The sequence below is a fragment of the Porifericola rhodea genome (assembly GCF_030506305.1).
Taxonomy (GTDB): domain Bacteria; phylum Bacteroidota; class Bacteroidia; order Cytophagales; family Cyclobacteriaceae; genus Catalinimonas; species Catalinimonas rhodea.
This window is the reverse complement of the sequence record NZ_CP119421.1, coordinates 1,875,921-1,902,284: the sequence shown is the minus strand read 5'-3', so window position 1 is coordinate 1,902,284 and position 26,364 is coordinate 1,875,921. Positions and strand designations below refer to the sequence as shown.

Annotated in this window: 25 protein-coding genes; 10 read left to right on the top strand and 15 right to left on the bottom strand. The window is 43.4% G+C overall.

Going from position 1 to position 26,364, the window contains the following annotated elements:
- Positions 1–27: 27 nt before the first annotated feature.
- On the bottom strand, positions 28–2,670 hold the full coding sequence (mutS, locus tag PZB74_RS07815; RefSeq protein WP_302241947.1) for a DNA mismatch repair protein MutS: 2,643 nt from the start codon (positions 2,668–2,670) through the stop codon (positions 28–30).
- A 218-nt stretch (positions 2,671–2,888) separates the two neighbouring features.
- On the opposite strand from mutS, the gene PZB74_RS07810 reads away from it, so the two are divergent.
- The 4 genes from PZB74_RS07810 (at position 2,889) to PZB74_RS07795 (ending at position 6,578) form a co-directional block, all read left to right on the top strand.
- Positions 2,889–3,419 (top strand): RNA methyltransferase, encoded by a 531-nt coding sequence (locus PZB74_RS07810; RefSeq protein ID WP_302241946.1) that lies wholly within the window; start codon positions 2,889–2,891, stop codon positions 3,417–3,419.
- Positions 3,420–3,578: 159 nt separating this feature from the next.
- Positions 3,579–4,127, top strand: a complete 549-nt coding sequence (locus PZB74_RS07805) for an NUDIX domain-containing protein (RefSeq protein WP_302241945.1) — start codon at positions 3,579–3,581, stop codon at positions 4,125–4,127.
- Between the two features lie 81 nt (positions 4,128–4,208).
- Positions 4,209–5,573, top strand: coding sequence for an MATE family efflux transporter (locus PZB74_RS07800; protein WP_302241943.1), 1,365 nt, complete (start codon positions 4,209–4,211; stop codon positions 5,571–5,573).
- Between the two features lie 21 nt (positions 5,574–5,594).
- A complete protein-coding gene (locus PZB74_RS07795; protein ID WP_302241942.1) occupies positions 5,595–6,578 on the top strand; it encodes an extracellular solute-binding protein in 984 nt (327 codons plus the stop codon).
- On the opposite strand, the gene PZB74_RS07790 is transcribed toward PZB74_RS07795, so the two are convergent.
- Positions 6,579–7,172, bottom strand: coding sequence for a nitroreductase family protein (locus tag PZB74_RS07790; RefSeq protein WP_302241941.1), 594 nt, complete (start codon positions 7,170–7,172; stop codon positions 6,579–6,581).
- 147 nt (positions 7,173–7,319) lie between these two features.
- On the opposite strand from PZB74_RS07790, the gene PZB74_RS07785 reads away from it, so the two are divergent.
- The 3 genes from PZB74_RS07785 to PZB74_RS07775 all read left to right on the top strand — a co-directional run bounded on the left by PZB74_RS07785 (position 7,320) and on the right by PZB74_RS07775 (position 9,570).
- Complete coding sequence (locus tag PZB74_RS07785) at positions 7,320–8,078, top strand: SDR family NAD(P)-dependent oxidoreductase (protein WP_302241940.1); 759 nt, start codon at positions 7,320–7,322, stop codon at positions 8,076–8,078.
- Between the two features lie 125 nt (positions 8,079–8,203).
- The gene (locus tag PZB74_RS07780) at positions 8,204–8,632 is read left to right on the top strand and encodes a hypothetical protein (RefSeq protein WP_302241938.1); all 429 of its coding nucleotides are present in this window, start codon (positions 8,204–8,206) and stop codon (positions 8,630–8,632) included.
- A complete protein-coding gene (locus tag PZB74_RS07775) occupies positions 8,629–9,570 on the top strand; it encodes a SelL-related redox protein (RefSeq protein WP_302241937.1) in 942 nt (313 codons plus the stop codon). Before PZB74_RS07780 ends, PZB74_RS07775 begins: the two co-directional genes overlap by 4 nt.
- A gap of 20 nt (positions 9,571–9,590) precedes the next feature.
- Here the strand turns inward: PZB74_RS07775 and rimM are convergent, their stop codons facing one another.
- Both rimM and PZB74_RS07765 read right to left on the bottom strand, forming a co-directional pair.
- Complete coding sequence (gene rimM / locus PZB74_RS07770; RefSeq protein WP_302241936.1) at positions 9,591–10,124, bottom strand: ribosome maturation factor RimM; 534 nt, start codon at positions 10,122–10,124, stop codon at positions 9,591–9,593.
- Positions 10,125–10,130: 6 nt separating this feature from the next.
- A complete protein-coding gene (locus tag PZB74_RS07765) occupies positions 10,131–10,733 on the bottom strand; it encodes a 30S ribosomal protein S16 (protein ID WP_302241935.1) in 603 nt (200 codons plus the stop codon).
- Between the two features lie 152 nt (positions 10,734–10,885).
- Between PZB74_RS07765 and PZB74_RS07760 the strand changes: the two genes are divergently transcribed.
- The gene (locus tag PZB74_RS07760; RefSeq protein WP_302241933.1) at positions 10,886–12,028 is read left to right on the top strand and encodes a TRAP transporter substrate-binding protein; all 1,143 of its coding nucleotides are present in this window, start codon (positions 10,886–10,888) and stop codon (positions 12,026–12,028) included.
- 2 nt (positions 12,029–12,030) lie between these two features.
- Positions 12,031–13,809, top strand: coding sequence for an arylsulfatase (locus PZB74_RS07755; protein ID WP_302241931.1), 1,779 nt, complete (start codon positions 12,031–12,033; stop codon positions 13,807–13,809).
- Between the two features lies 1 nt (position 13,810).
- Here PZB74_RS07755 and PZB74_RS07750 read toward each other — a convergent pair whose 3' ends face one another.
- The 5 genes from PZB74_RS07750 to PZB74_RS07730 form a co-directional block, all read right to left on the bottom strand.
- A complete protein-coding gene (locus PZB74_RS07750; RefSeq protein WP_302241930.1) occupies positions 13,811–14,164 on the bottom strand; it encodes a DoxX family protein in 354 nt (117 codons plus the stop codon).
- A gap of 106 nt (positions 14,165–14,270) precedes the next feature.
- Complete coding sequence (locus tag PZB74_RS07745; RefSeq protein ID WP_302241929.1) at positions 14,271–14,741, bottom strand: DUF2227 family putative metal-binding protein; 471 nt, start codon at positions 14,739–14,741, stop codon at positions 14,271–14,273.
- 376 nt (positions 14,742–15,117) lie between these two features.
- Positions 15,118–15,912, bottom strand: coding sequence for a polysaccharide deacetylase family protein (locus PZB74_RS07740; RefSeq protein ID WP_302241928.1), 795 nt, complete (start codon positions 15,910–15,912; stop codon positions 15,118–15,120).
- Between the two features lie 55 nt (positions 15,913–15,967).
- The gene (locus tag PZB74_RS07735; RefSeq protein ID WP_302241926.1) at positions 15,968–17,278 is read right to left on the bottom strand and encodes a TRAP transporter large permease; all 1,311 of its coding nucleotides are present in this window, start codon (positions 17,276–17,278) and stop codon (positions 15,968–15,970) included.
- Positions 17,271–17,795, bottom strand: coding sequence for a TRAP transporter small permease subunit (locus PZB74_RS07730; protein ID WP_302241925.1), 525 nt, complete (start codon positions 17,793–17,795; stop codon positions 17,271–17,273). The genes PZB74_RS07735 and PZB74_RS07730 overlap by 8 nt, the downstream gene beginning before the upstream one ends.
- A gap of 198 nt (positions 17,796–17,993) precedes the next feature.
- Between PZB74_RS07730 and rlmN the strand changes: the two genes are divergently transcribed.
- Positions 17,994–19,052, top strand: a complete 1,059-nt coding sequence (gene rlmN / locus PZB74_RS07725) for a dual-specificity RNA methyltransferase RlmN (protein ID WP_302241924.1) — start codon at positions 17,994–17,996, stop codon at positions 19,050–19,052.
- Positions 19,053–19,336: 284 nt separating this feature from the next.
- Here rlmN and PZB74_RS07720 read toward each other — a convergent pair whose 3' ends face one another.
- From PZB74_RS07720 to PZB74_RS07695, 6 genes are all read right to left on the bottom strand, one after another.
- A complete protein-coding gene (locus PZB74_RS07720; protein ID WP_302241922.1) occupies positions 19,337–19,573 on the bottom strand; it encodes a cupin domain-containing protein in 237 nt (78 codons plus the stop codon).
- 60 nt (positions 19,574–19,633) lie between these two features.
- Positions 19,634–20,224 (bottom strand): hypothetical protein, encoded by a 591-nt coding sequence (locus PZB74_RS07715; protein WP_302241920.1) that lies wholly within the window; start codon positions 20,222–20,224, stop codon positions 19,634–19,636.
- Between the two features lie 120 nt (positions 20,225–20,344).
- Positions 20,345–21,502, bottom strand: a complete 1,158-nt coding sequence (gene alr, locus PZB74_RS07710) for an alanine racemase (protein ID WP_302241919.1) — start codon at positions 21,500–21,502, stop codon at positions 20,345–20,347.
- On the bottom strand, positions 21,496–23,493 hold the full coding sequence (locus tag PZB74_RS07705) for a hypothetical protein (protein ID WP_302241917.1): 1,998 nt from the start codon (positions 23,491–23,493) through the stop codon (positions 21,496–21,498). The genes alr and PZB74_RS07705 overlap by 7 nt, the downstream gene beginning before the upstream one ends.
- 8 nt (positions 23,494–23,501) lie before the next feature.
- Positions 23,502–24,722: an ATP-grasp domain-containing protein gene (locus tag PZB74_RS07700; protein ID WP_302241915.1), complete on the bottom strand. Its 1,221-nt coding sequence runs from the start codon at positions 24,720–24,722 to the stop codon at positions 23,502–23,504.
- A 159-nt stretch (positions 24,723–24,881) separates the two neighbouring features.
- Entirely contained in the window at positions 24,882–26,141 is a 1,260-nt protein-coding gene (locus PZB74_RS07695) for a mechanosensitive ion channel family protein (RefSeq protein ID WP_302241914.1), read from the bottom strand.
- Positions 26,142–26,364: the final 223 nt, after the last annotated feature.

The window sequence follows — 26,364 nt, the reverse complement described above, 5'->3', positions numbered from 1 at the left end:
AAAGCTGGCTTTTTTTGTGTGGCCTCTTTAAGACTTCATAATCAGCTGAAGTTCATTAAGCTTAAGCAGTGCTTCTACCGGCGATACTGTATTAATATCCGTTTGCTCTAGCATCTCTTTAATTTTGACAAACTTAGGGTCCGCTTCAAACAAGGATAACTGAAAGTTCTGCTGTTTCGGAATTTCTTTCATCTGCTGATCGGATATTCCGTTGATCTTATCTTTCTCCAGATGGTGCATTATCTCATTAGCCCGCATAACCACCTGCTGGGGCATGCCTGCCATCTGCGCTACATGAATGCCAAAGCTATGTTCGCTGCCGCCCTCTTTGAGCTTTCGTAGAAAAAGAATTTTATTATTGACCTCTTTTACTGCTACATTATAATTTTTGATTCTGTCAAAATCATTGGCAAGCTGATTAAGCTCGTGATAGTGCGTAGCAAATAGCGTTTTGGCCTGGAAGCGAGGGTGGTTGTGCAGATACTCTACAATAGACCAGGCTATAGAAATACCATCATAAGTACTGGTGCCTCTGCCAATCTCATCCATCAGCAGTAGACTTTTACTACTCAGATTGTTAATAATACTGGCTGTTTCGGTCATCTCTACCATAAAAGTTGACTCTCCCTTTGCCAGATTATCTGAAGCTCCTACACGGGTAAATACTTTATCAACTATACCGATGTGTGCTTGCGTTGCCGGCACAAAAGACCCCATTTGGGCCATGAGTACAATGAGAGCCGTTTGGCGCAGCAATGCCGATTTTCCAGCCATATTAGGCCCGGTAATGATAATAATCTGCTGCTTTTCGTTATCCAGATAAATATCATTAGGCACATAGTTTTCACCAGGTGTCATTTGCTTCTCTATCACAGGGTGCCGTCCTTCTTTAATATCTATAACTTCCTCATCGCTCAGTTCAGGTTTGGCATATCGGTTTTGAAATGCAATTTGCGCAAAAGAAGAGAGGCAGTCTACCACCGCCAGCGTACGTGCATTTTGCTGTATCTGGGTAATAAACTCGGCGGTGGCCAGTATCAGATCCTGATAGATTTTTTGCTCTATATGCGTGAGCTTCTCTTCGGCATGCAGGATTTTCTCTTCATAAGTCTTAAGCTCCTGCGTGATGTAGCGCTCTGCATTTACCAATGTTTGCTTTCTGATCCACTCCTGAGGCACTTTGTCTTTATGAGCATTACTCACTTCCAGGTAGTAACCAAAAACCTTATTGTATGAGAGCTTGAGCGAACTTATACCAGTGTTTTTAATTTCGCGTTGCCTTACCTGCTCCAGGTAGTCTTTGCCAGAATAGGCTATTTTATTGAGCTCATCCAGTTCTTCATCAATACCATCTCTAATCAGCCCTCCCTGGTTAGTGACCAATGGTGGATCATCCCGAAGCTCCTTTTCTATTTTGTCCAGAATAAACTCACAGGTATGCAGCTGATCGGCCAGCTTTTTCAACTGAGGGATGTCTACCGAAGCCAGAAGCTGCTTTACAGGAATACTATGCTTCAGAGCCCGCTTCAGCTGTATCATTTCCCGAGGGTTAATACGGCCAGCAGCTACTTTTGAGATCAGGCGCTCAAGGTCACCGATAGTTTTAAGGTATTGTATAATTTGCTTGCGAAGCTCTTCCTGATTTAGCAAAGCTTCTACCGTTTGTAGCCGCTCCTCTATAGCCGTTTTAGATTTGAGCGGCAATACAATCCATTTCTTTAACAAGCGTGCCCCCATAGGTGTACAGGTTTTATCCAGCACTTCTATCAGAGGCACACCACCTTCATGCTGAGGAAAAACCAGCTCCAGATTTCGGATAGTAAACTTATCCAGCCATACATATTTTTCTTCTTCAATACGCGCGATGGCGGAAATATGCCTAATCTCTTTGTGCTCTGTTTCTTCCAGATAGTGTAGTACGGCACCTGCCGCGATAATACCTTCTTCCAGGTTTTCTACTCCAAAACCTTTGAGCGATTGGGTATTAAAGTGTTTTGTTAGCTTCTCGTAAGCATAGTCGTGGGTAAATAACCAGTCTTCTAACCGATAAGTATTATACTGATCTCTAAACAGCTCTTCGTAGGTTTTACGATCACGCTTACAATAAATGACCTCGGCCGGATTAAAGCTTTGCAATAATTTTTCTATGTAGGCGGTGCTACCACAAGAGGTAAGAAACTCTCCGGTAGATAAATCCAGCAAAGCAATCCCAACTTTAGTTTTGTCAAAATGCAGCGACGCCAGATAATTGTTACGTTTGCGGTCCAGCACATTGTCGTTAAAAGAGAGACCTGGAGTTACCAGCTCGGTTACGCCTCGTTTTACCACTCCTTTTGCAAACTTGGGGTCTTCCAGCTGATCACATATGGCTACTCTATGCCCTGCGCGTACCAGCTTGGTCAGGTAGTTGTCCAGCGCATGATGAGGAAAGCCAGCCAGCTCAACCTCTGAAGCCGAGCCGTTTGCCCGTTTGGTCAGCACTATATCCAGCACTTTGCTGGCAGTGATGGCATCTTCTCCAAAAGTCTCGTAAAAATCGCCTACTCTAAACAATAGTAATGCTCCGGGGTATTTGCCCTTAACTGCATTATATTGTTTCATAAGAGGGGTTTCTTTTTTTGTACTCTGCCGAGCTTCTTTCTTGGCAGTCTTAGCTTTCGCGCTAGGCATAAATGTGTAGTTTTTTAAAAAGCTGATTCTACAAAAATAAGCATAAGCTTTGCCTCAGGCAAAACAATTCATACATCAAAAGTGTAGATAAATTTTTAAATTCATGGTGGTCAGTTTAATATCTTATATATTCACTTTTTCGCCAAAAAACAGCACCTATTTACTTCTTTTTACCCTTAGGTAATAGGAGAACGTAGGTATGTGATCATATTATACTTATGAGAAAACTAAAGAATGAAGAGCTAGAGCGACTGACGCTGGAAGAGTTTAAAGCCAAAAAAAAGCATCCTATCGTTATAGTACTGGACAACATCCGTAGTATGAACAACGTGGGATCGGCATTTCGTACTGCTGATGCATTTTTGGTAGAAAAGGTATACCTCTGTGGCATTACTGCGACACCACCCCATCGTGAGATTAACAAGACAGCGCTGGGTGCTACTGACTCCGTAAACTGGGAATACCGAGAAAAAACGGTTGACCTGATAGACGAGTTAAAAGAAGAGGGCTTTAAAATTCTTTGCGTAGAACAGGCCGATGAAAGTGTACCCCTGCAGGACTTTCTGCCCTACAAAGACAATAAGTACTGCATGGTCTTTGGAAATGAAGTGTTTGGCATTTCTGATGAAGTTATTGAAAAAGCTGACACCTGCCTGGAGATACCCCAGTTCGGAACCAAACACTCTCTTAATATATCGGTAAGTATTGGCATTGTGATGTGGGACTTCTTTAAAAAACTGGTAGACTAAGCTTGTTAAAAGCCTATCGGCTCTCCTGCTAGGGCGCTGGCTCTGCTACTTCTTATTTTCTATCTGTACTATTTGCAAAACTCCATTCACCCGCTTCCGTTGCATTATATTTGAGGTCAGCATGTGTAGGACTGTATGCCGATTAAATGTTTTTGAGCTATGAAAGAACAAGCAAATCCCTGGAAGCAGATTAGTACCAAAGAGGTTTACCAAAACCCCTGGATAGAAGTGCACGAAGATCAGGTGATTAACCCTAAGGGAGGACAAAATATTTATGGTAAGGTCATTTTTAAGAATAAAGCCATAGGCATTATTCCTATTGATCAGGAGGGCAATACCTGGTTGGTGGGGCAGCATAGATATACCTTAGACGAGTACTCCTGGGAGATACCCATGGGTGGTGGAGATCGTAATCAGGATCCACTGGAGTCTGCTAAAAGAGAACTTAAAGAAGAAACCGGTCTTATAGCAAAAGACTGGAGCCTGCTAATGCGTATACATACCTCCAATTCTGTAACCGACGAAGAGGGCTTTACCTACATTGCCCGAAATCTTGAGCAGGGCGAGACAGAGTTTGATGAAACTGAAGACCTGGCCATAAAAAAGTTACCCCTGGCAGAAGCTGTACAATGGGTAATGGATGGCAAAATTACAGATGCTATTAGCATTTCGGGCCTTTTAAAAGTAGCACGTCAGTTAAATATTTAAAAAGAGGGAATTTTTTGAGGTGCCCGGTGTTTATCATCAGGCTATAAATTTGATCGCGTACTGCTTTCTCGCAAATCAACCATGTCATTACAATCATTTAGTACACATTTCCGCACTACTTTTACCATTGCTTACCCAATAGTATTGAGCCAGCTCGGCCATATTACTGTGGGGGTAGCAGATAGTGTGATGGTAGGTGAGCTAGGTACCGAACCTCTGGCCGCGGTATCTTTGGCAAACAGTATCTTTTCCATAGTTATGATGTTTGGCATAGGTGTATCTATGGCCATTACTCCCCTGGTAGCAGCTGCGGATGGAGAAGGTGATATTCATAGAAGTGGTGAGGTTTTTCGCCATGGCTTTGTAATTAATTTGTGCGCTGCTGTTCTCTTAGGCCTGCTGGTAACTTTTGCATCTTCTCTTCTTTATCAGCTGGAGCAACCCGAACAGGTAGTGGAAATTACTATCCCTTACCTACTGATAGTTACTTCTTCTCTGCTACCTTTTATGGTTTTTCAGACTTTTAAGCAGTATGCGGAAGGCCTTTCTTTCACCCGTACAGCCATGTTTATCACTATCAGCTCTAACTTATTAAACATAGTACTTAACTATCTGCTGATTTATGGTAAACTTGGCTTTCCTGAACTGGGACTAAACGGTGCTGGGTGGGCTACCCTTATTTCCAGAATTATCATGCTGATTGCCATCATTGTATATGTTAGCAGAGCCAGTTGGTTTGTAAAAGATTTTAGCATTAAAAATTTACAGAAAAAGCTGGTGGTACGCATGCTAAAGCTGGGCATCCCTACCGGATTTCAGTACATATTTGAAGTTGGGGCCTTTAGCTGCGCCGCTATTATGATGGGCTGGTTGGGAGCTCAGGCACTTGCAGCGCACCAGATTGCCCTCAATATGGCAGCCGTAAGTTATATGATGGTCACCGGCATAGCAGCCGCATCTACTGTAAGAGTAGGAAATCAGTTAGGGAAAAAAGACATCCCTAATATGCGCCGTGCAGGCTTTACCTCATTCTTAATGGGACTTATACTCATGACACTATCAGCCATTATTTTTGTGGTAGGCAGAGATTTTCTTCCCTCCCTATATATAGATGAAGTAGATGTAATTGAGCTGGCTGGCTCTCTACTCATTGTAGCGGCATTTTTCCAGCTTTCTGATGGAGTACAGGCTGTGGGCCTCGGAGCTCTGCGGGGGATGGCCGATGTAAAAATCCCTACCATCATTACCCTTATTGCTTACTGGGTCGTAGGTCTGCCTACTGCTTACTGGCTGGCCTTCCCTATGGATTTGGGGCCTCATGGAATCTGGTACGGCCTTCTGCTAAGCCTTACTATTGCTGCCGTTTTACTTTTCGCACGCTTCCATTACCTTAGCAAAAAATTGCTAACAAACTTTAAGCCCGCAAACAAAGTCCGCGCCGCATAAGAGAGGGCTTTAGTTAAGCCTATGGATAGATTTTTCTGTAAATACATTCTCTTACTCTTAGCTCTGTATGCCTGTGACTCTTCTCCCCGCCTGGTGGAACAGGGAGAGGCAGTCATTGTGTATAGCAATATTCTTACATCAAGCGATCAGCATCTCTTTACTGCTTACGAGAAATCCTCTGGGGTAAAAGTGAACATTGTCCATGAAAACGGAGCTCGTATAATAAGTCGTTTAAGCCAGGCCGATAGTATGCCGGCTGACCTACTCATACTTAATGGCCTTCAATACCTGCAAGAGGCTAAGCAAGCCGGCTTGCTGGATACACTGTCAGCCAGTAGCCTTTTTAGTGCCATACCTGCCCACTTAAAAGATAACAGTCGGCAGTGGCTGGGCCTGGCCTACAGTGCCCATGCTATTGCCTACTTGAAAGATAGCGTAGACACCCTGCAAATACAGCAATACGAAGCGCTAACAGATATAAAGTGGCAATCTAAACTAAGCTTAGGCCTGAAAAGAGAAAAGCTGCATACACACCTCGCTACCATGATTGCCATACAAAACACCCAAAACGCTGAGGATTGGCTGGTTTCACTAAAGCAAAACCTGGCAGATAGTAGCCGGCAGGGTCTTCCTAAATTTACAGCTCTTAACGATAGTAGTGCCTGGCTTGCCCTGGTTAATACGGCTGAGTATGCCGCCAGCAGCTCAAGAAAAACAGCTTTACTATTTCCTTCAGGTGGAGCATACCTGCACCTGAGTGCCGCAGGGATTACCGAAGGGGCTCCTCATGCCAGCAGAGCTCGCACCCTACTCAGTTATCTTTTCTCTAGAGATGTTATGAGAAACTTCGCTGAAGCGCATTATCTCTACCCTGCCCGAACAGATGTACCCTCTCCTCAAAGTCTGAACAGGTTAGGAATTCTGAAAGCTGATAGCAGTGCTCAAAGCAGGATAGCTACCTACCTAACAGAAGCAGAAAGGCTGCTGGAGCTTAATGGGTGGTAATTAGTCTAGCACCCAGCTCACTTTATCGGCAACCGGAGATCGTCGCCCGGCTGGCCATTTGCCTTCTTTAGGAACGCCAACAAACAAAAACCCCAAAAGCTTATCCTGGGCCTCTAGGCCAAAAAATGGCTTGGCTTCCTCTAAATAGGTCACTCCTCCCGAACCCCAATAGCAACCTATACCATAGGCAGTTGCGGTCAGGTACATATTCTGCACCGCGCAGGCAGTTGCTTCTACTTCTTCTATTTCTGGAATTTTACCCTTAGGATCGCGCTTCATGCCTATGGCTATAACATGAGAGCACTGCAAAGGCTTTTCTTTAAGCTTTTGAAATTTCTTTTCGTCAAACTGATCCTTCGCGCTACTGTTTTCTTTGTAGAGCTCCGCCTGAAAATCGCCAAGTTTTTGTAAGCCTGTGCCGCTAAAAACCACAAAACGCCAGGGTTCGGTAAGAGCATGGGTAGGTGCCCAGTTTGCGTTCTCCAGCATTTGCTCAATAATATGCTGCTCTACCACTTCACCTGTATACATCGCGGGATAAATTGACCTCCTGTCGCTAATCAGCTCGTTTATTTGTTCAGGATTAATCTCCATATGTTTTTTACTCGTTGTTGAAAGCAACAAGTATACAAAATCTGATGAAGGGTAAGAGAATGAAAATGATTATTCTTAGCGCCAAATAAATTTATAGTTCTAAGAGTTATTTTTTAACTTTTCTATAAGTAGCAGATTATATAGCATATGAAAGTAGACTTATCAGGGCAAAAGATATTGGTAACTGGTGCCAGCCGCGGCATTGGAAGGGCAATAGCCATACAGCTGGCAGGTGCCGGGGCACAGGTAGCCGTGCATTATTACCGCAATAGTAATACCGCACAACGTGTGGCAGATGAGATAGGAGGAGGGGCGCAAACTTTTCAGGCAGACCTCTGCAAACCTGTAGAGGTGTTACAGCTTTTTGAGAATGTTTTAGCTGAATTTGGCCGCTTACATGCCATTGTTAATAATGCAGGCATTGCCATGAGCTCTGAGGTGGAAGGCGATGATATCGCTTTTGCGGATGCCTGGTCTAAAACTATGCTGGTTAACCTTCATGCGAGCGGGCTGCTATGCAAAAAAGCAATTGAGCACTTTACCTGCTGTGGCGGGGGGCGCATTATTAATATTTCCTCTCGGGCTGCTTTTCGGGGAGATACTGCCGACTATCTGGCTTATGCTGCCTCTAAAGGCGGAGTTGTATCACTTACACGTTCTATAGCTCGAGCTTATGGCAAACAAGGGGTTAAAGCTTTTATTGTAGCACCAGGCTTTACGCTTACTGATATGGCCGATGATTTTATTAAAAAGTATGGTGAATCGTATGTAAAAAGTGATCTGGCGTTAACTTCCATAACCAAACCAGAAGATATAGCACCTACCATTGCTTTTCTGGCCAGCGGCCTGGCCGATCATGCTACAGGCACTACAATTGATATAAATGCCGGAAGCTACGTACATTAGGCATTCAAAAAATTCAAGGTATTTATCATGCGCAGCTTCTCTTTCTCTACCTTTGTTTTTTATAATCTTACAAACCTATTTATCTCCTGCATAGCCTGGTTCGTTATTGCAGGCTCTTAATATCTATGGAAGAACAAGAAGAACTAAGGGTAGAACCCTGGATGAGAGGAGTACTATTACTAGCCGGAACATATAATATCGGCTGGGGATTTTTTATCTTTAATTTTCCCGAATCTTTTTACCAATGGGTAAGCCAAAGTGAGATGGCCGTCCCGTCTATAATTAGTTGGCAGGGGATAGGTGTATTATTTTTTGGGCTGCTTTACCTTGCTATAGCTATTTACCCCAGTAAGCTTGTTTATCTTTTGCTGGTAGGTATTGCATCAAAGTTAATAGGTGCCGCATGGTTTTACTGGTTTGTTATGGAGGGTGAGGCTACAAAGCAATTTTTGTTTCATCTCATTATGAACGACCTGGTCTGGATACCGCCTTTTGCCGTTGTTTTTATACGGATTCTCAAGGTTAGACTAGTTAAGTACCAACTGAAAACATGAGAAATTTACCCGACTGGATTGCCATAGTGCTCCGCTTTGCTGGTATTACTAATGCCGTATGGGGGCTTACTTTTGCGCTTTTTACAGATATTATGCTACGCTGGGCAGGCATGAGCACTCCCTTCTCCATATTTCCCTGGTTAAGCATCGGACTCATGGCAATCACCTTCGGAGCTGCCTACTTTCTAGCGGCGGCTAACCCTCTCCGCCATACGCTTATCATTATTACGGGTTTCTTTATTAAACTGAGTTCTTTTATTTTTCTGCTTAAATTTTACCTCTCCGATCAGGTGACTGCTCGCCTCGCCTTCTTTTTCGCGCTTAAAGATATTATCTGGATACCAGTATTGGGTATTATTATTTACCAGATTTTTAAAGCATGGCAGGCTCCTAATGATGAAGAGTATAACCCGCAGCATCCTCTCAATGATACTTTAAGACACTTTCGTACAGAAGAAGGAAAATCATTGTACGAGCTTTCAATGCAAAAGCCTGTCTATCTTATGTTTTTGCGTCATTTTGGCTGTACATTTTGTCGTGAGGCACTCTCTGACCTAAAGCAGTATCGTCGCGAAATAGAAGCACAGGGAATGAGCATCGTACTGGTACATATGAGCAGCAGTGAAGAAGCCACTCTGTTTTTTGATAAGTATAAGCTCAATAGTATTCACCAGATCAGTGATTCGGAGTGTGTACTCTACCGTACTTTTCAGCTAAACCGAGGTTCTTTCCGTCAGCTTTTTGGTATACGTGCCTGGGTAAGAGGGCTACAAGCTGGTATAATTAGAACCCAGGGCATAGGAGTATTAGCCGGTGATGGCTTTCGTATGCCCGGCATTTTTGTGATATACAAAGGAGAAATTCTAAAAAGCTACCGCCACCGTCATGCTGCGGACCGCCCAGACTACCTGGCTCTGGCAGATTGCGAACTAGCTTAAAAAAACAAGGAGAAGAAAGGTTAAGCCTCTAAGTAGACGTCCAGCAGACCATCGGGTAAATGAGTAAATACCCGTTGTTTGTCTTTATCTACTCCTACTATAATTTCGTCGTTGAGGGGGATCAGAATTTCCCGCTCTTTATATTCCATCGCAATCAGATGCTGCCTTCCACCTTCGTACACATCTTTAACGGTACCTAATGGACCTGCATTTTTATCTTCTATCTGAAAGCCTATAATTTCGTGGAAATAATACTGACCTTCTTCCAGAGCGGGTAGTTGGTCCAGTGGCAAAAATAGCCCTGCTTTGAGAAGGGGCTCAGCGTCTTCCAGGCTATCTATATCTTCAAACTTAAGGATAAGGCTATCCTGCTGCAGACGAAGCGACTCAATAAAAAAAGGAACCAGCGTTCCTGAACTTATAAGTTGCAGAAATACTGATTCCAGATTTTCGTATGCTTCAGGGAAGTCTACATCCAATAGAACTTTAACTTCGCCCTGTAAGCCATGCGTTTTGGTGACGTAGCCTAATTGGTAGCAGTCATCAATCCGCATACTGTATTAACCTTCTTTCTTTTCTTCAGAAGCTTCTTCAGTCTTCTCTTCTGCTGCAGGAGCCTCTTGGTTCTCAGCCGCTTCCTCTTGTGCAGGAGCTTCTTCTGAAGCTTCGGCTTCAGCTTCTTCCTCGGCATTAACCTCTTCTTCAGCCTTCTGGCTAGCGGCTAATTCCTGAGCACGAGCTTCGTTAATTTTCTTCTCTGCTTCCAGACGAGCTTGTCTTTCCTCTTCCTGCTTCTTAAGAATAGATTCTTTTCTTCCACTGATCTGCGACTCTTTACCTTCAATCCAATCATTGAAACGCTTATCTGCTTCTTCCTGAGTAATAGCGCCTTTGTTTACACCTACCTGAAGGTGTTTTTTCAGCATTACTCCACGGTAAGAGAGCATAGCTCTTACTGTATCGGTAGGCTTGGCACCTTTTAGTAACCAGTCCAGAGCTTTGTCTTCCCTGATATCGATAGTAGCAGGGTTAGTGTTAGGGTTGTAAACACCCAGTTTTTCAATAAAGCGACCATCACGTGGTGCTCTGGCATCGGCTACGACTACATCGTAAATTGCCAGTTTCTTGCGTCCTCGACGCGCCAATCTAATTTTTACTGCCATAATTGTTTTTTGTTAAACATAATGGAACCCGTCCATTTGTCGTAAAAGACTGCAAAGTTAACGCTTTTTGCTTTAAATATCACAAATCGCTAATTTTTAACCGCATTTTATTTCTCTCTGTTCCTTTATATCTTGCTCTTTTACAAAAATTTATGAAGCAACCTAATCAATCCAGCCGACGCAAGTTTTTGCGCAACGGCCTTAGCGCCGCAGTAGCAGGTACTGCCATTGCACAAACTGCCTGTTCTACCGAAAACGAAAAGCCATCGGCCCAAGCTCCCTATATTAATTTTAACGATAGTTATCACTGGAAAATGGTCACTACCTGGCCTCCTAACTTTCCTATTCTGGGAGAGGGCTGCAATAAATTTGCCCAATGGGTAAAAGAAATGTCGGGGGGCAGAATGGAGATTACAGTTTATGGTGGAGGTGAATTAGTTCCATCCCTTGAAGTATTTGACGCAGTAAGTAATGGTGCCATAGAACTTGGGCATGGAGCAGCCTATTACTGGGCGGGCAAAATACCAGCGGCCCAATTTTTTGCTACCGTACCTTTTGGCATGAATGCACCACAAATGAATGCCTGGCTGGTAGCTGGAGGAGGCACCGAACTCTGGCAGGAAACCTATGCTCCTTATAACCTTCTTCCATTTCCGGGGGGTAATACAGGCATGCAAATGGGTGGCTGGTTCAACAAAGAAATTAATTCTGCAGAAGACATTAATGGCTTAAAAATGCGCATTCCCGGTATTGGAGGAAAAGTTTTTAGCAGAGCTGGCGGCACCTCTGTACTGGTAGCCGGAGGAGAGATTTATACCAATCTTGAGCGCGGAGTAATTGATGCTACTGAGTGGATAGGTCCTTTTCACGACTATCAAATGGGATTTTATAATGTAGCACAATACTACTACTATCCCGGCTGGCATGAACCGGGCACTGCACTAGAGCTTTTTGCAAACAAAGATAAATTTGAAGGGCTGCCCAGCGACTTGCAGGCTATACTGCGTACCTGTAGTGAGCGGCTGAATCTGTGGACACTCTCCCAATCAGAAGTTATGAACAGTCTCTATGCTCATAAGCTGAAAACTGAAGAAAATGTGGAGTTCCGCCCTTTCCCTACCGAAGTATTAGATATATTCCGTAAGTATAGTGAGGAGATTGTAAACGACATGACAGCTGCAGACACCGCTAGCAAAAAGGCTTATACTTCGTATAAAAAATTTCAGGATCAGTTTAATGAGTACGCCATTTATAACGAAAAAATTTACTACTCCAGCTTTCAACCTAACATATAGCTATGTCATTTATTGAAAAAACTCTAGCACTGGTCTTTATAGGGCTTATGGCTTGCGATAGCTTGCCCGAAGAAGAAATATACGCCAGTGTAGACCACCCAAATGTGGTACTGATCCTGACCGATGATCAAGGGTATGGGGATATTGGTATTCATGGTAACGATACTATAGAAACACCTGTGCTTGATCAAATAGCAAAAGAGGGCATCCGTCTAGATCGTTTCTATGTGAGCCCGGTTTGTGCTCCTACTCGTGCCAGCCTGCTCACGGGCCGTTACCATCTGCGTACGGGTACCTCTTGGGTTACTGATGGTATGGAAGACATGCACAGTGAAGAAGTAACAATGGCAGAAGTTTTTAAAGAAAATGGCTACGCTACCGGTTGCTTTGGGAAATGGCATAATGGAGCTCATTATCCACGAGACCCTATAGGGCAGGGGTTTGATGAGTTTGTAGGCTTCAAGTCGGGCCACTGGTACAACTATTTTGACACTTCGCTGGAAAGTAATCAGGATACGGTACAGACAGAAGGTTTTATGGTAGATGCTTTGACGGACTACGCGCTAAATTTTATAGAAAAAAATAAAGATCAACCTTTCTTTTGCTATATCCCCTATAATACGCCCCATAGCCCGTTTCAGGTACCTGATAAGTATTTTGATAAGTATAAGGCGAAAGGTCTAGACAATAAGCTTGCAGCAATTTATGGAATGTGCGAAAACATAGACGATAATGTAGGCCGAGTCCTTAAAAAGCTAGACGATTTAAACATCAATGAGAACACTATTGTCATCTTTTTAACAGATAATGGTCCCAACAGCCAGCGATACAATGGAAATATGCGTGGACATAAAGGAAGTGTTCATGAAGGGGGTGTAAGAGTACCGTTTTTTATCCGCTGGGATAGCCACCTTCCCCGAGGAAAAGTGATAGACCAGATTACCGCCCATATAGATGTGCTACCCACACTGAACGAGCTATGCCAGCTGGAACCAGTAAAAACGCTCCCTCTGGATGGCGTTAATTTACTGCCATTACTTTTGGGGGAAAGCGAAGAGCTGAAGGAGCGCACTATTTTTACTCATCAAGTGCATGGCGGAAAAATAAGACCTTATCCTGGAGCTGCCCGCACGCCACAGTACCGCCTGGTAATGCAGTCTGAAGACAATATAATGCTTTATGACATGCAAGGCGACCCTGAAGAGCGCCAAAACCTGCTACATGAGCGTAATGATATTGCTAAGGCGCTTCAAAAGGATTACCTGCGCTGGTTTGAAAATGTAACTAAAAATAATAAACAGGCACCTCCAATTCCTTTAGGCTACACACAGGCACCCATAGTAGAATTACCCGCTCATGAGGCCTCACTATCTGAAAACTTGTCTTATGTGTACAGCCCGCACGGATGGGCACACGATTGGGTAAGGCAATGGACAAATACTTCTGATAGCATGTATTGGAATGTTGATGTTGTAGAAGGAGGAGATTATCGTGTACAGCTAAAATACACAGCTTCCCCAGAACAGGTAGGGGCAAAGATGCAGGTAACTTCTGCCAGCAGTAGCGTAAGCCAAATTAATACGCAGCCATATAAACCCATAAAAGTACCCAGCCCTGATCGGGTAGAGCGAGAGCAGGAAGCTTATGAGCAAAGCTGGGCAGCTTTAGATTTAGGTTTACTAAAATTATCCAAAGGGCAGCAGCCTATTAGTTTAAAAGCAGATAATATTCCAGCGGATGGCCTGGGTGAAGTAAAAGCTGTTGTTTTAACTAAGCAATAAGTTATTTTTTAAACTGATAGCCTAGAGCTAAAGCTCCTCCGGCTAGTGCAGTATCTTTTAGCAGGCTGGTAATAGATTGTTGATTACCGGCCATTGCTCCTGAAAGGTGCACTGCAAACACATAAATTATAAGCAATAAAGCTAGTAGCAGACAAGCCAGATAGGCATACTTTCCGCTCAGGATTGCTACTCCAGCCAGCAACATGGCAGCTCCGGTAAAATAAACCCAAAAAGCACCGCCCGGTACGGGAACCATAGCTGCCATGGCAGAAGCATTCATAAAGTGAAAGAGGGCAAAAATGATGAAGGGTAGTGCAAAAAGTATACGCGCTACTGTAGTATTTAGTACTTGCATGGCTGTTGTTATTTGTTGCTACATATAATTTACAAAAATCATAGTAGTACCTAAACAAAAAGCCTCAAAACCTTAAGCAAATAAGTAAAGCAAGAGCATGACTGCTTTAAAAATTGTCCATAAACCAATGACCAATATCAGAAATAGCCAGTCCGGCTGAGAAGATGGAGAGTGTGATAGCATGATTTTTCAGCCAATACATCAGATGACCTTCTATATCCATCGTATGCCGCAAAATTTCCTGTAGTAAAAAAGCATAACCTACCATATAAAGTAGCCGTGTACAAGTTCCTACCAGCGGGCAATGGCTAATACCCCTATGCTTAAAAAATAAAGCGTAAGGGTACCAAAGAAATATCCATATATAACCTATTGTCCAGGACCAACGAACCAGTGTAGTTTCCGAAACCGTACGGGTTTGCATATCCAGGTCAGGACTGATAAAAATACCACTCAAACAGCCAGTACTGGCCAGGATTGTTATAGCCTGATCGCCCTGCGACAAATGCCAGGCAAACAGGCCCGTCAACGGTGTTAGTAGTATTGTACCTAAAGTATGTTCCTTTCCTGACGCCATCCATTCCAAGGTTAAAGAAGTGAGAGAGTAACGCTCACACTTTCAGTTAATTGTAGTCTGCTATACTAAAGTATTGGCGAGGAATAAATATGCGCTTTAGAGCAAAAAGCCAAGCAGGCTGCTTTTTCTCTACATATTACACAAGGCGCAGCTCGCACTTTCTATCAGCATACCGAAAGAGCAGACAATGAACAACCATAGACTGGCTATTTTAGCAACACGCAACAAAAATATGATCAGCGAAACGGGGAAGTATCCAACAACATAGTAGAGAAATATGCATTTCTCTATAATTCTTAAAAATCTGTTTCAAAAATATGAATTTCCTCGGCTTGAAAAAACAACTTTTTGTACGAAAAAATCATCTGCAGAATGCTCAACGAGCTTCAATGATATACTCTGACACTTTACCTACTGGAGCCAGCCAAATGCCATGATCTGGATTCTCCACATATTTTAGTAGTTTTTCCAGCATACTCAGGCGAGTAGTTTGCGGGCCTTTTTCTCCTATGTCGTGTCCTGCCAGTACTAACCATGCTCCCTGTGCATGAGCATTTTCAATCAGGTTCAGTATCTCTTCAAAACTTTTAGCATCCATAGAAATACCTGTAATCTGAGAGAGCTCGCAATAAGCCGGATCGTTAGGCGCTTCGTCCATCCATCCTCTTCCGGAGCTAAACAGGCGTGCTACCAGCGGAACATAGCTCTCGGTTTGCTCTCCTCTGCCCACATAGGTTTGCCCGCAGGGATAAGCAAACGTGGCGGGTACCGTATTTAAGAGTGTTTCTATTTCTTTGTTAGCCTCCCTCAGCTCTTCTTCCATTCTTTCCAGACTGTAATCTTCCAGGGCTTTGTGGCGAGACCACAGAAAATTACCGGAGCAGGGATGTAGCTGAGAATGATTTCCTATTTCGTGCCCCTGAGCTACTGCATTCTGCCATAGGTTTAGCTGCTCTTCAATCGCCGAGGGCATTACATAAAAGGTAGCCTTTGCGCCATATGTATTGAAAAGGGGCACTCCCGCTTCTACCTGACTGGCTCTGCCATCGTCAAAGCTCAGGCTTAGAGCCATTTGCTTTCCTTCAGGCCAGGTAAAAGCACTTTCCTGCGCTTTAAGCTCAAGGCTGAAAAACAGTAGCAAAAGGAAGACTAAACAAAGCTTAGGATTCATTACGCAGGTTTTATTATTTAATTTCTAAAAAAAGAAAGACACTCACAAACTGGCATCAGTCATCTAGCAGAAAAGTAACTATCTCCGGAAAAGCGATGACCAGCCCCAGAAATACTAGTTGTATCACTACATACGGAACGATACCTCTATACAATTGTGCTGTAGTTATTGAGGGAGGGGCCACGCCTTTTAAGTAAAATAGCGAAAAACCAAAAGGTGGAGACAAAAAAGAAGTTTGCAAATTGAGCGCCAGCAATACTCCTATCCATATCAGGTCTATACCCATTACATTAAAAATGGGTGCCACTACCGGCACTATAATGAAGATAATCTCAATAAAATCAATAAAGAAGCCGGCAATAAATACCACCACCATAACAATTGCCAGAAAAGCCATAGGCGAAAGGTTGGCTTGTTCAATCAGACCAACCAAATAACGGTCGCCCTCCATGCCCCGAAACACCAGCGCAAAGGCAGTAGCTCCTACCAGGATAATAAACACCATGCAGGTGAGGTGAGTTGTTTCCTGCATTACATCTTTAAGCACCTTTAGGCTAAATCTTCCCTGAAAAATTGTTAATAAAGAAGCTCCTAAAGCTCCCACCGCGGCAGCTTCAGTAGGTGAGGCAATGCCGGCAAAGATAGACCCTAATACCGCAGCAATTAGTAAGAAAGGAAGCACAAATGCTGACACAACTCTTTTAAACATCCCTTTTTGCCTAAATGCCTCAATCTCTTCCATAGGCATAGGCGGTGCAGATTTTGGGTGTAGTGTTGCTTTAATAATTACATACAAAAGGTAACAGCCTACCAGCGCCAAGCCTGGCACCAAAGCAGCGGTAAAAAGATCGCCTACCGAAACATTAAGCACACTACCCAAAAGTACCAGCACCACCGAAGGGGGGATAATCTGGCCCAAAGTGCCGGAAGAAGCGATTGTACCTGTAGCCAATTCCGCGCTGTAGCCTCGTTTAAGCATGGTAGGCAAACTGATAAGCCCCATAGTAATAACCGTAGCTCCCACAATACCGGTAGAAGCGGCAAGCATGGCACCTACAATTACTACAGAAATTGCCAGCCCTCCCTTGAAGCGCCCAAATAGCAGCGCCATTGTTTCAAGCAAGCTCTCGGCCAGTCCTGATTTTTCCAGCATAATACCCATGTAAATAAAGAGGGGCACTGCCAGCAGCACATAATTGGTCATGGTACCAAACACTCTCAGAGACAGCAGGTAAAAAAAGTCTGGACCAAATGTAATGAGCCCAAACAAGACAGAAACGCCACCTAAGGTAAAGGCTACCGGAAAACCGAAAAGAATCAATAAAAAGATAGAAGCAAAAAGAATGATAGGCAGTATATCAGGCATGATTAGTCTTAGGTTCGGTCAGGGTAAGTAATGATTGGATAGCCAAGGAAATCGCTTGCAACAGTAAGAGGGTAAAACCTATAGGAATGGCTCCTTTAACGATAAACCGAAAAGGCAGTCCTCCGGGGTCGGGCGAGCCTTCCTGTATAGTGTAGGCATTAGCTGTAAATTTTAGCGAAGTTTGTATTGTAATAACGCAGAAAGGAATTAGAAAAAGAAGCGTCCCCAGCAAGTTGACCCAGGCTTGCTTTTTGGGAGAAAAATTTTGGTAAAACACATCTACCCTTACGTGTCGGTCGTGTTTGAGAGCATAGGCGGCCCCCAGCAAAAAAATAAAGGAAAAGATGTGCCATTCCAGTTCTACTATTCCTGAGGAGGAGGTATTGAAGAGGTAGCGAGCCGCTACATCGTAGCAGATTAAGAGCACCAGCACCGTATTGAGCCAGGAGACACCTTTGCCTATAGCCTCATTGAGCCGGTCTATGTAGCTGCTGGCCTTTTCTAAAGTTTTTCTCAATTTGTTGTTGTATTATGAATTTATTGACCCGAAATATCGTATTACTACATCTAGCAAATATATCATAAATTTGCACAGTAGGAAGCTAGGGGGCAGGGAGAGCATAATTAAGCTTTAGCATTTTATACTCAGGTTTCGCTTTACCTTTTCTTATAAGCTAAAGAGCTTCCGCATTCAATTTAATTTAATACTAGTCAGATGGGTGCCGTTATTACACAGCAGAGCAAAACAGACATTCGCAAAGCCAAGCCAGAGGCTATTAAAGCGTTTCTGGCAGAGATAGGAGAGAAGCCTTTCCGTAGTAAGCAGATACAGGAATGGCTATGGAAGAAGTCTGCCCGAAGCTTTGATGAAATGACGAACCTTTCTAAAAAAACCCGTGAGCTTTTAGAGGAACATTTTGTTCTTAATCCAGTAAAAGTGCAGGATCATCAGCTTAGCAGTGACCGTACAATAAAATCTATGTTTGAGCTGCACGACGGACATGCGGTAGAAGGCGTACTTATTCCTACCTCTTCTCGTATGACTGCCTGCGTATCATCTCAGGTAGGCTGCTCTCTAAGCTGTAAGTTTTGCGCCACCGGCTATATGGAGCGTAAAAGAAATCTGGACGCGGCAGAAATTTACGATCAGGTAGTCCTTATTAATCAGCAGGCCGAAACCAACTATCAGATACCTCTTTCCAACATTGTATATATGGGAATGGGAGAGCCCCTGCTTAATTACAAAAATGTACTTGAGTCCATAGACCATATTACTTCTCCGGAAGGACTGAATATGTCTCCCAAGCGTATTACTGTTTCTACTGCCGGAATTGCTAAAATGATTAAAAAGCTGGGTGATGATGAGGTAAAGTTTAATCTGGCACTTTCTTTACACGCTGCTAATGACGAAAAGCGTGACAAAATAATGCCTATTAACGAAAGCAATACCCTGGAAGCCCTAAAAGACGCCCTCAATTATTTTTACAACAAAACCGGCAATCGTATTACTTTTGAATACATTGTTTTCTATAATTTTAACGATACTTTAGAGGATGCTCGCGAGCTATGGGAGTTTACCAAAAAAGTACCGAGTAAGGTAAATATTATAGAATATAACCCCATCAGTGAAGCTGATTTCAAAAATACGGAAGCCGACCGACTGGATCAGTTCGCTGCTTTTCTGGAGAAAAAAGGTGTAACCGTAAATGTGCGTCGCAGCCGCGGTAAAGATATTGACGCTGCCTGTGGGCAATTGGCAATTAAGAAAAAATAAATCTGCACAAACACCCGGCAGGTCATTACTGCTGATATTTGATAACAGCTGTTGGTTGCTGCCTCTGCTTACTACAGCTACAAGCAGCAGTAAAAAAGACTGCTCCGGAAGCTAAGAGCACCTAATAGACATACTCTTTAACTCCTTCTGAAGCAGTCTTATATTTTAGTCGTTTTTACTTCTAGTTTTCTCTTCCATGCACCTGAGATGGTGGAGAGGTAGCCTCTACCGCTGTAAACGACTCCAGAATTTTATAGGTATGCTTGGCCTCTTTTGTCACCAGATTAAGAGTCGCCGGGTTCTAAAATTACCTTTTGCCCTTCTGAGTGTAGCTCTGCTTTTCCTTTAATTACATAACCTACTGTTTCGTAGGGGCGGCTTACCTCTGGTTTATTACTGCCAGGAGCTTCATTTTCCCACATTCGCATAGCAAGCTGGGTACCAGAAGCCAAAAACTTCTCCCCTTTTTCAGTAGCAGGTGAATGGTTTACCTCTATCTTTTTTATGCTTGTATCAGACATTATATTCAATTTTTATTCAATAAATATATACCCAATTACAACAAGCAATACACATCTGTTTTAAGGCTGTAATATGATAGCCTCTGCGCTTACTTCATAATACTCACCATTCGTGAGGCGGTAATGAATTGTAAACTCGTGCTTCTGCTCCTGCTCTGGTGCTACTGCTGGCTGAAGTATAAAGCCCTCTTCGGATGCCTCCAGGCCTTCATCCATTAGAAAATCCGGTAAACCTACAATACGCCCGCTATTATAATCATAGATATTAAATAGACTATTTAAAGTGTCGCCGGCCACAATTATTTTTTGGCTGTTCTTCTGTATGTAGTCTTCATCGCTAAATATAGCAATATCCTCTATCTCTTCTGTAGATACAGACATAGGAGAGCAAGCATAAGCAGCAGAAATAAACGAGCTTTTTAACTTATCCTTGACCATACTAAGATAAGCTACCTCTGGCAAAACCTGAAGACCAAAGCGCTTATAGCTCACCTTTTCTTCTGCCACAAGTTGTTTCTCTATACTATAGCCTCCTTCCAGAAGCAGGGTATTATTCACTGTTATTCCAACTGTATTGATCTTTTGGTTTTGTAAGCCACCGCAATCATCTTCCACACAGCTCCAGGGTATTATCAGTGCTGTGCTCAACATCAATTTTAAGGCAAACGCTCTCATACTTCTTCATTCTGTTATGCATTTCTGTTGACAGAAACCATGCCTTTTGCCTTGTTTTTTACTACAATACTCTGGACTTTACCACTTTACAGCAGCTTATTTTACTATTTCACGAGGAATAGCTGCCGGCAGGCGGCTCAGCATTTCGTTGTTTACCAACTGAGTAAAGTTAGTAAATGACTTTACGTTAATCACATTGTTTTTCTGTCTGCCAACCAATACTACTTCATCTTCCAGGCTAACACCAGGTATGTGAGTGATATTTACCATAAACAGGTTCATGTTGATTAAACCTACAATAGGAGCCTTCTTTCCTCTGATTAGTACATGCCCCCGGTTGGATAGTGCACGAGGATACCCATTAGAGTAGCCCAGTGGCAATACTGCTACTTTCATATCCTGAGCAGCCTGATAAGCGGTACCATAGCCAATAAACTCTCCTTCTTTGACATCGCGAATGTCCATGATATCTGTTTTCCAGGTAAAGATTCGTTTAAGCGGTTTGTCAGAAGTTTTGTCTACTTCCTGTAGGTGCAAATAGTAAATATCGGGGCTGGGCCAGTACCCATACTGAGCTACGCCTACCCTTACCATGTCATATACGGTATCCTTCATGGCAAGAGCTGCTGCTGAGCAGGCAATATGCCGATAGTTAGGCATAAACTTTTTCCTTTTGCATTGCTTTAAAAATGACTTGTACCGAGCATGCTGCCGATCTATTTTGAACTGATTAGACAGACTTTCCGCACCACCAAAATGGGTACATAGGCCTTCAAAAACCAGGTAGTCCTGATGAGCTTTCATGTAGTCCAGCGCTTTAGGAAATTCATCTTCCTGCAGGCCGGTGCGGTTCGCGCCTGTTTCTACTTCTAAATGAATTTTAGCCTTTTTATTGAGCTTCTGGGCTGCTTCCAGAGCTTTGACGAGCCGGTCGTAGTTATAGACATAAAATTCTATATCATGTTCTATAGCCCAGGGGATATCATCTTCGTACAAGATACCCATAATCATAATCCCTGAGCCTTTATTTATGCTTTCCAGTACTTCTTCTGCCTCAAAAGCAGAAGCTACCGAGAAGTGTCTGACACCACAGGCTTCTGCCATTGGCACAAACTCTTTTATACCGTGGCCATAAGCATTGGCCTTTACTACGGAAGAAAAGCGTACCCCTGCGCCTGTCTTTTTCTTGATAAAATTAAGGTTATTCTTAAATGCGGATTGACTCAGTAAAATTCTTGAAGAGTGCTTTACCATTGTTTTGGTGTTTCGTTCCAGACATAGGCACGCCCCCAACTCTCGCGGGCTAGCTCTTCTACCTTAGCCACTTCATCTTCTGGCACCTTGTCTATCCAATTTTTGGTTTCTAAACTATTATAATGAAAGGCATATACCCTGGAAGCAAACTGATAAAAAGGCAGAGAAGACTCTCCATGCTTTTCACCATGCCCAAATACCGACGGTTTTATACCCTGCCCCCAGTCCTGCCGGCCTTCATTGTTGGGGTTGAGGAAGTAGGCTCGCATCGCACCCTGAGGGTCGCGGCGCACTCTTAAAAGCGATACCGCATGAAAACCCAGCATATCTCCCCTTGAGGAGGTAATATAAATACCTACCGGGTTGGGGTACACTAACCTCTGACCTCCATTGTAGTCGGGATGGCAAGAGGCATATAGAACTTTCTGAAAGCCTTTAAAATCGTGGATGGCATTGAGCAGATAGTTGTATACCGAGGCAAAACCAATTTGTATCCACTGCCCATATAAAGCAGGATTCACCCATTTGTGCGGATCTTCTGTACGTCCGGTAGCCAGGCGCATCATCTCATTGTATACCTTATCCAGATTGGGGACCAAAATGACTGATACAGCATCCAGGTTATAGTCCAGGTTCTCTACCAAGCCTTTGCCCAGAAGGCTGGATTCCAGCTCTTTACCTTCAAAACGGAATACGATATTATTTTGCGTAGCTGCCGTTATTACAAGATTAATCAGTTTGGCAGGGGCATGCTGACTCCACATACTAATACCCCGGGCCGACTGGCAGGTAGGATTGTTACCTTGCCCTACGCCAAGGGGTTGCCCCAAAATTCGGATAAGCGCACCGATAAGGTATTGTAAGGCATTTACCTGCGGATGCTTCTGCACTATAGACTGCCTAATGGCCTCTTCCGTTTTGCTATGCAGCCTCATACGTCGCATATTATCTAAGCCGGCTCTAACTGCCTGACGAGAGAAAAGGCCCTTCTCCAGCATTTTGGCAAAGCCGTAAATACACTGCGCATTGTAGGGGTGAATAACCTCGCGAAAAAGTTTTCTTACAAATTTTTTGTGGTGATACCATTCTGCCTCTCCGGTATCGTTAAGTTTAAGGGCGGCAGGTACCAGATCATCCTGCTCCTGTGCTACCAAGTGCAGTAGCAAACTCGCGTGGAAGTTACTTACCAAACCATGAGAGCGCATGGCATTTCCTAGTTCGTAAGACTCACGAGCCAGCATATCAGCGCTAGCCTCTTTGAGAAACTGCTCATAGGCTTCAGTAGTCTGGTGCTCACGGGTAGCAGCAGAGGGGGCATAAAGTTCATCAACATACATTTTTAGTATGCGATCACTTTCAGAGTCGGAACTGAGATCCATTTTCTCTTTGACCAGACTTATAATCTCACGGGCGGGCCTGGTAACTACGGGGCGCTGTTCGCAAATAATGGTAATCTCTTCTGCTAACTTCTCTTTGATACCTTCCAGGCGCGAGTGCTCCAGCAAAAATTTAAAAAGTAAGCTTATCTTTTTAAGCTCACGCTCACTCAAATTTATGCGAGTCTCTTCGGTAGGCTCCTGAAAGACAAACTCCAGATTGTGTACCAACACCTCTTCTAAAAAAGCAGCAGCTTCTTCCTGACTTATTAATGAAGACTGAATTTCGCCCCGGGCATAGCCCAGTATACGAAGCTCACTAAGTAGCTCTGTAGAAGAATTAGGGTGACCGCTCTTTAAGGTGCCCTTTACCAGAGTGGGCACCAAACGCTTAGGCTCATTCCAGGGAGTATCTTTAAATATGCCTGCTTCCTCCAGCGCTCCTATTTTGGTATACAAATGTGCTATACCCTCAAAAGTCAGGCTGAGCATATCAACCTGACTTAAAAGCTTGTTAGCCTTATCTGCTCTGGTAAGCTCACTGGCTTCCAGAAACTCCTGAAAAGAGCTTTGAAATTTGTCTATACTATGTACAGTAGAAATAGTTTCTTGCATTCAAATGGTTATAAATAGAAGTCCACATTCTCGTAATGTTTAAGTAACTCTGCCATACGATCGGGGTCTTCTCCGCGAAAATTAATTGTACCAAAATGATTACCAAACCCTTCGCGTGAATTGATTTTCTGAGAACTCAGGGGCGGCACCAGATTATGGTCTATAAAGTAGGGCTCTTCGGTTAGCTCATCAGGTATTTCCAGCTTAGATATCTCGTTTTTACGAGGATAGATCATTACATTGCCATAATATGTTTCTGGCTTGTGGTCTTTAGGAGGAAATACAGCATCTAATTCCTCCTCACTTATATTTGGATCATGACAAAGCACAAAGGCAGCCAGAGCGTCAAAGTCATAAGCTTTTGCGGCCAGTTCCAATATGTGCCCTCCTGGTATACGGCAGGCTACCTCGCCAAAATTCATTTCGTCCTCATCAGTAAGGAACCATTCCGGGTGAATCATGCCATACTCAATACCAAAAATATCTACCAGCTTTTGCACATGCTTGTGGATTAGCTCGCGTTTACTTTCCAGATAGCGCCCTTCCGGCACAAAGTTAGAATAGCCCAGCTTTACATATTCTGTAATATTCAGGAACCTGATTTTGCCCTTGTGGATAAAAGCCTCACAAGAAAACTCTCTACCGCTTAAGTGGCTTTCTGCCAGGCAGGGGAAATCGCTATCCTCTACTTTCTCGTCTATATCGGACATAGAGCGTAGCAGGCGATGACCTACGGTACCTGCCGAAGCAAAAGGCTTTAAATGTACCCAGCTATCTTCTTCTCCAGCTACTTGCAGGTTAGCTTCGTTGAGCCTTTTCATAAACTGACGTACCTGCTCCCGATTGTACACCTCTTCAAAAAAGCCTACTTTAAGTCCTCCAATTAGTGCTTTACGTTTCATCATGGCTTTATTACGGAAGAGAAAAGCACGGTTAAGAACTCTGGGGTCTCCACGGTAAATAGAGTTTAGAGCACCCGCCCACTCTACGGTTTCTTCAAACAAAGGTACCGCTACGTCCGCATTAAATGGCTGAAGTTTCTCTGCCAGGTCAATAGAGTTTGAGGTATCGCTCCATTCGTCAAACTGGTAGGAAACAAACGGAATATTGTTTTCCTGGGCATAAGACTCAAAGTCGGGGAAGGATACGACTACAAAAGGTTTGTTGAGCTTTTGCATACTTTCTATGACAGGTAAACTCCAACCTAATAATGCAAAACAATTTGCCATGACTAATTCTGGATTTTATAGATTCAAAAATTAATGATGTTGCTAAAAGCACTTGACTCAGCACAGGAACCAAAGTGACAACTATGTAGAGAGGCTTTAGTTTATGCAGATTTTATATATAAGCTCAGGCCTGATTATCTCTACACCCGTAGCCTGGCACTACTCCCCTTTGGGAGCAATGGGTATGCCCTGCGGATTAATCTGCTGGTATTGCTGACGGATATAGGCAGGTATAATCTTTTTTTGGTACTTATCCAAATTTAACTCTTTGCTTATAGCTATCTGTAGCTCACTTTTCCACTTTCTACGGGTTTTAGCAGCTACCAGATAGCGAATGGTAATGTTTGTCCAGGAGTCTGTGGCTGAGACAAAAAGCTGAGGTTTCTCTGCTACTTCTTCTTCAATATTGGCTCGCTTTAATGTAGCCGCATATTCTTTAGCCGGTTGGTGCATATAATCTCCTAATAACTGATTAGCCACATTCTGTATTACCTCCAGAGAGAGTGGTAGATCTGACTCATTGGCTACAGGTATGGCCAGTTCATCCCAAACAAAAGGGAAGTCGCGCGTTAGGTTGATGACTGTACCGGTAAGTATTTCGTTATTCGGAAAAGTAACCAGTCTGCCAGTTGGCTGCTCTGCCTGCACTGCTCCGGGCTGGTCAGGGGAGCCAATCTCCCATACGGTAGTTGTTAGAGAATCTATCTGATACACATCTCCGAAAATCTCACCTACCGCTATTCGGTCACCCACCCGATAATAACCCTGAAAAGAGTTAAGCAGCCAGCCTGTAAAACTTTCAATAGGCGTTTGCAATGCCCAGGATAAGGCCAAGCCGACTAAACCCACCGAGCCTACCAGTGCACGAATGTCCCCTGCCAGCACACTCAGGGCTACGCCTGCGGCCAGTAGCCAGACCGAAATGGAAACTACTGCAATAATTGCCGAAGAGATATTCCAATGATGAGTTAATCTACGCAGTATGGGACGTATTAGCTTTAATAATAGCCAGGCGATCAACAGTGAGAGTATAGCTATGAGTAATTTGGGTAGATTGCTATAAAAGTCGCCCCAAAGTGAACGCACTGTATCAATAGCTTCTCCGGCTGCAGCACTGGTATTTACCGTTAAATCTGCACTATCTATTTCTGCTACAGACTTTTCTGTTTCGGTGGGTATGCTATCGCTGTTAATTTGCGCAGCCTCTCCCCCGGGAAATACCATGAGCAATAGCATGGTAAAGGCAAAAGCCACAATAGAAGCCTGTTTGAACCTGCTCAGCTGCTGGTTTGCCTGTTTCGCATTATCTTGAGTATTACCCCGTCTTCGGCTTCTTCTTCCTGTAGTGCGGCTTCTTTTCAAAGTTCTTCTGCTTGTTTTGGCCTGCTCTGTGTGTCTAAGCTTTGGTCGCTTTTTCATAGGGTATATTCATCATTAATACATACCTAACCTGAAAATCCCCTACTGGTTATGCATAATTGTCTAAAGAACAGTCTTACGAGCTTAGTATTTGTAAACGTATTTTTTTCAAGAAATCATTAGCAAATCATAGCAACATAAAAAAATAATACTAAAAACAACCCCCTAATTATCAGATAATTAAGGTTTAAAAAAATAAGTATGATTTCTTTCAGAACTTTTC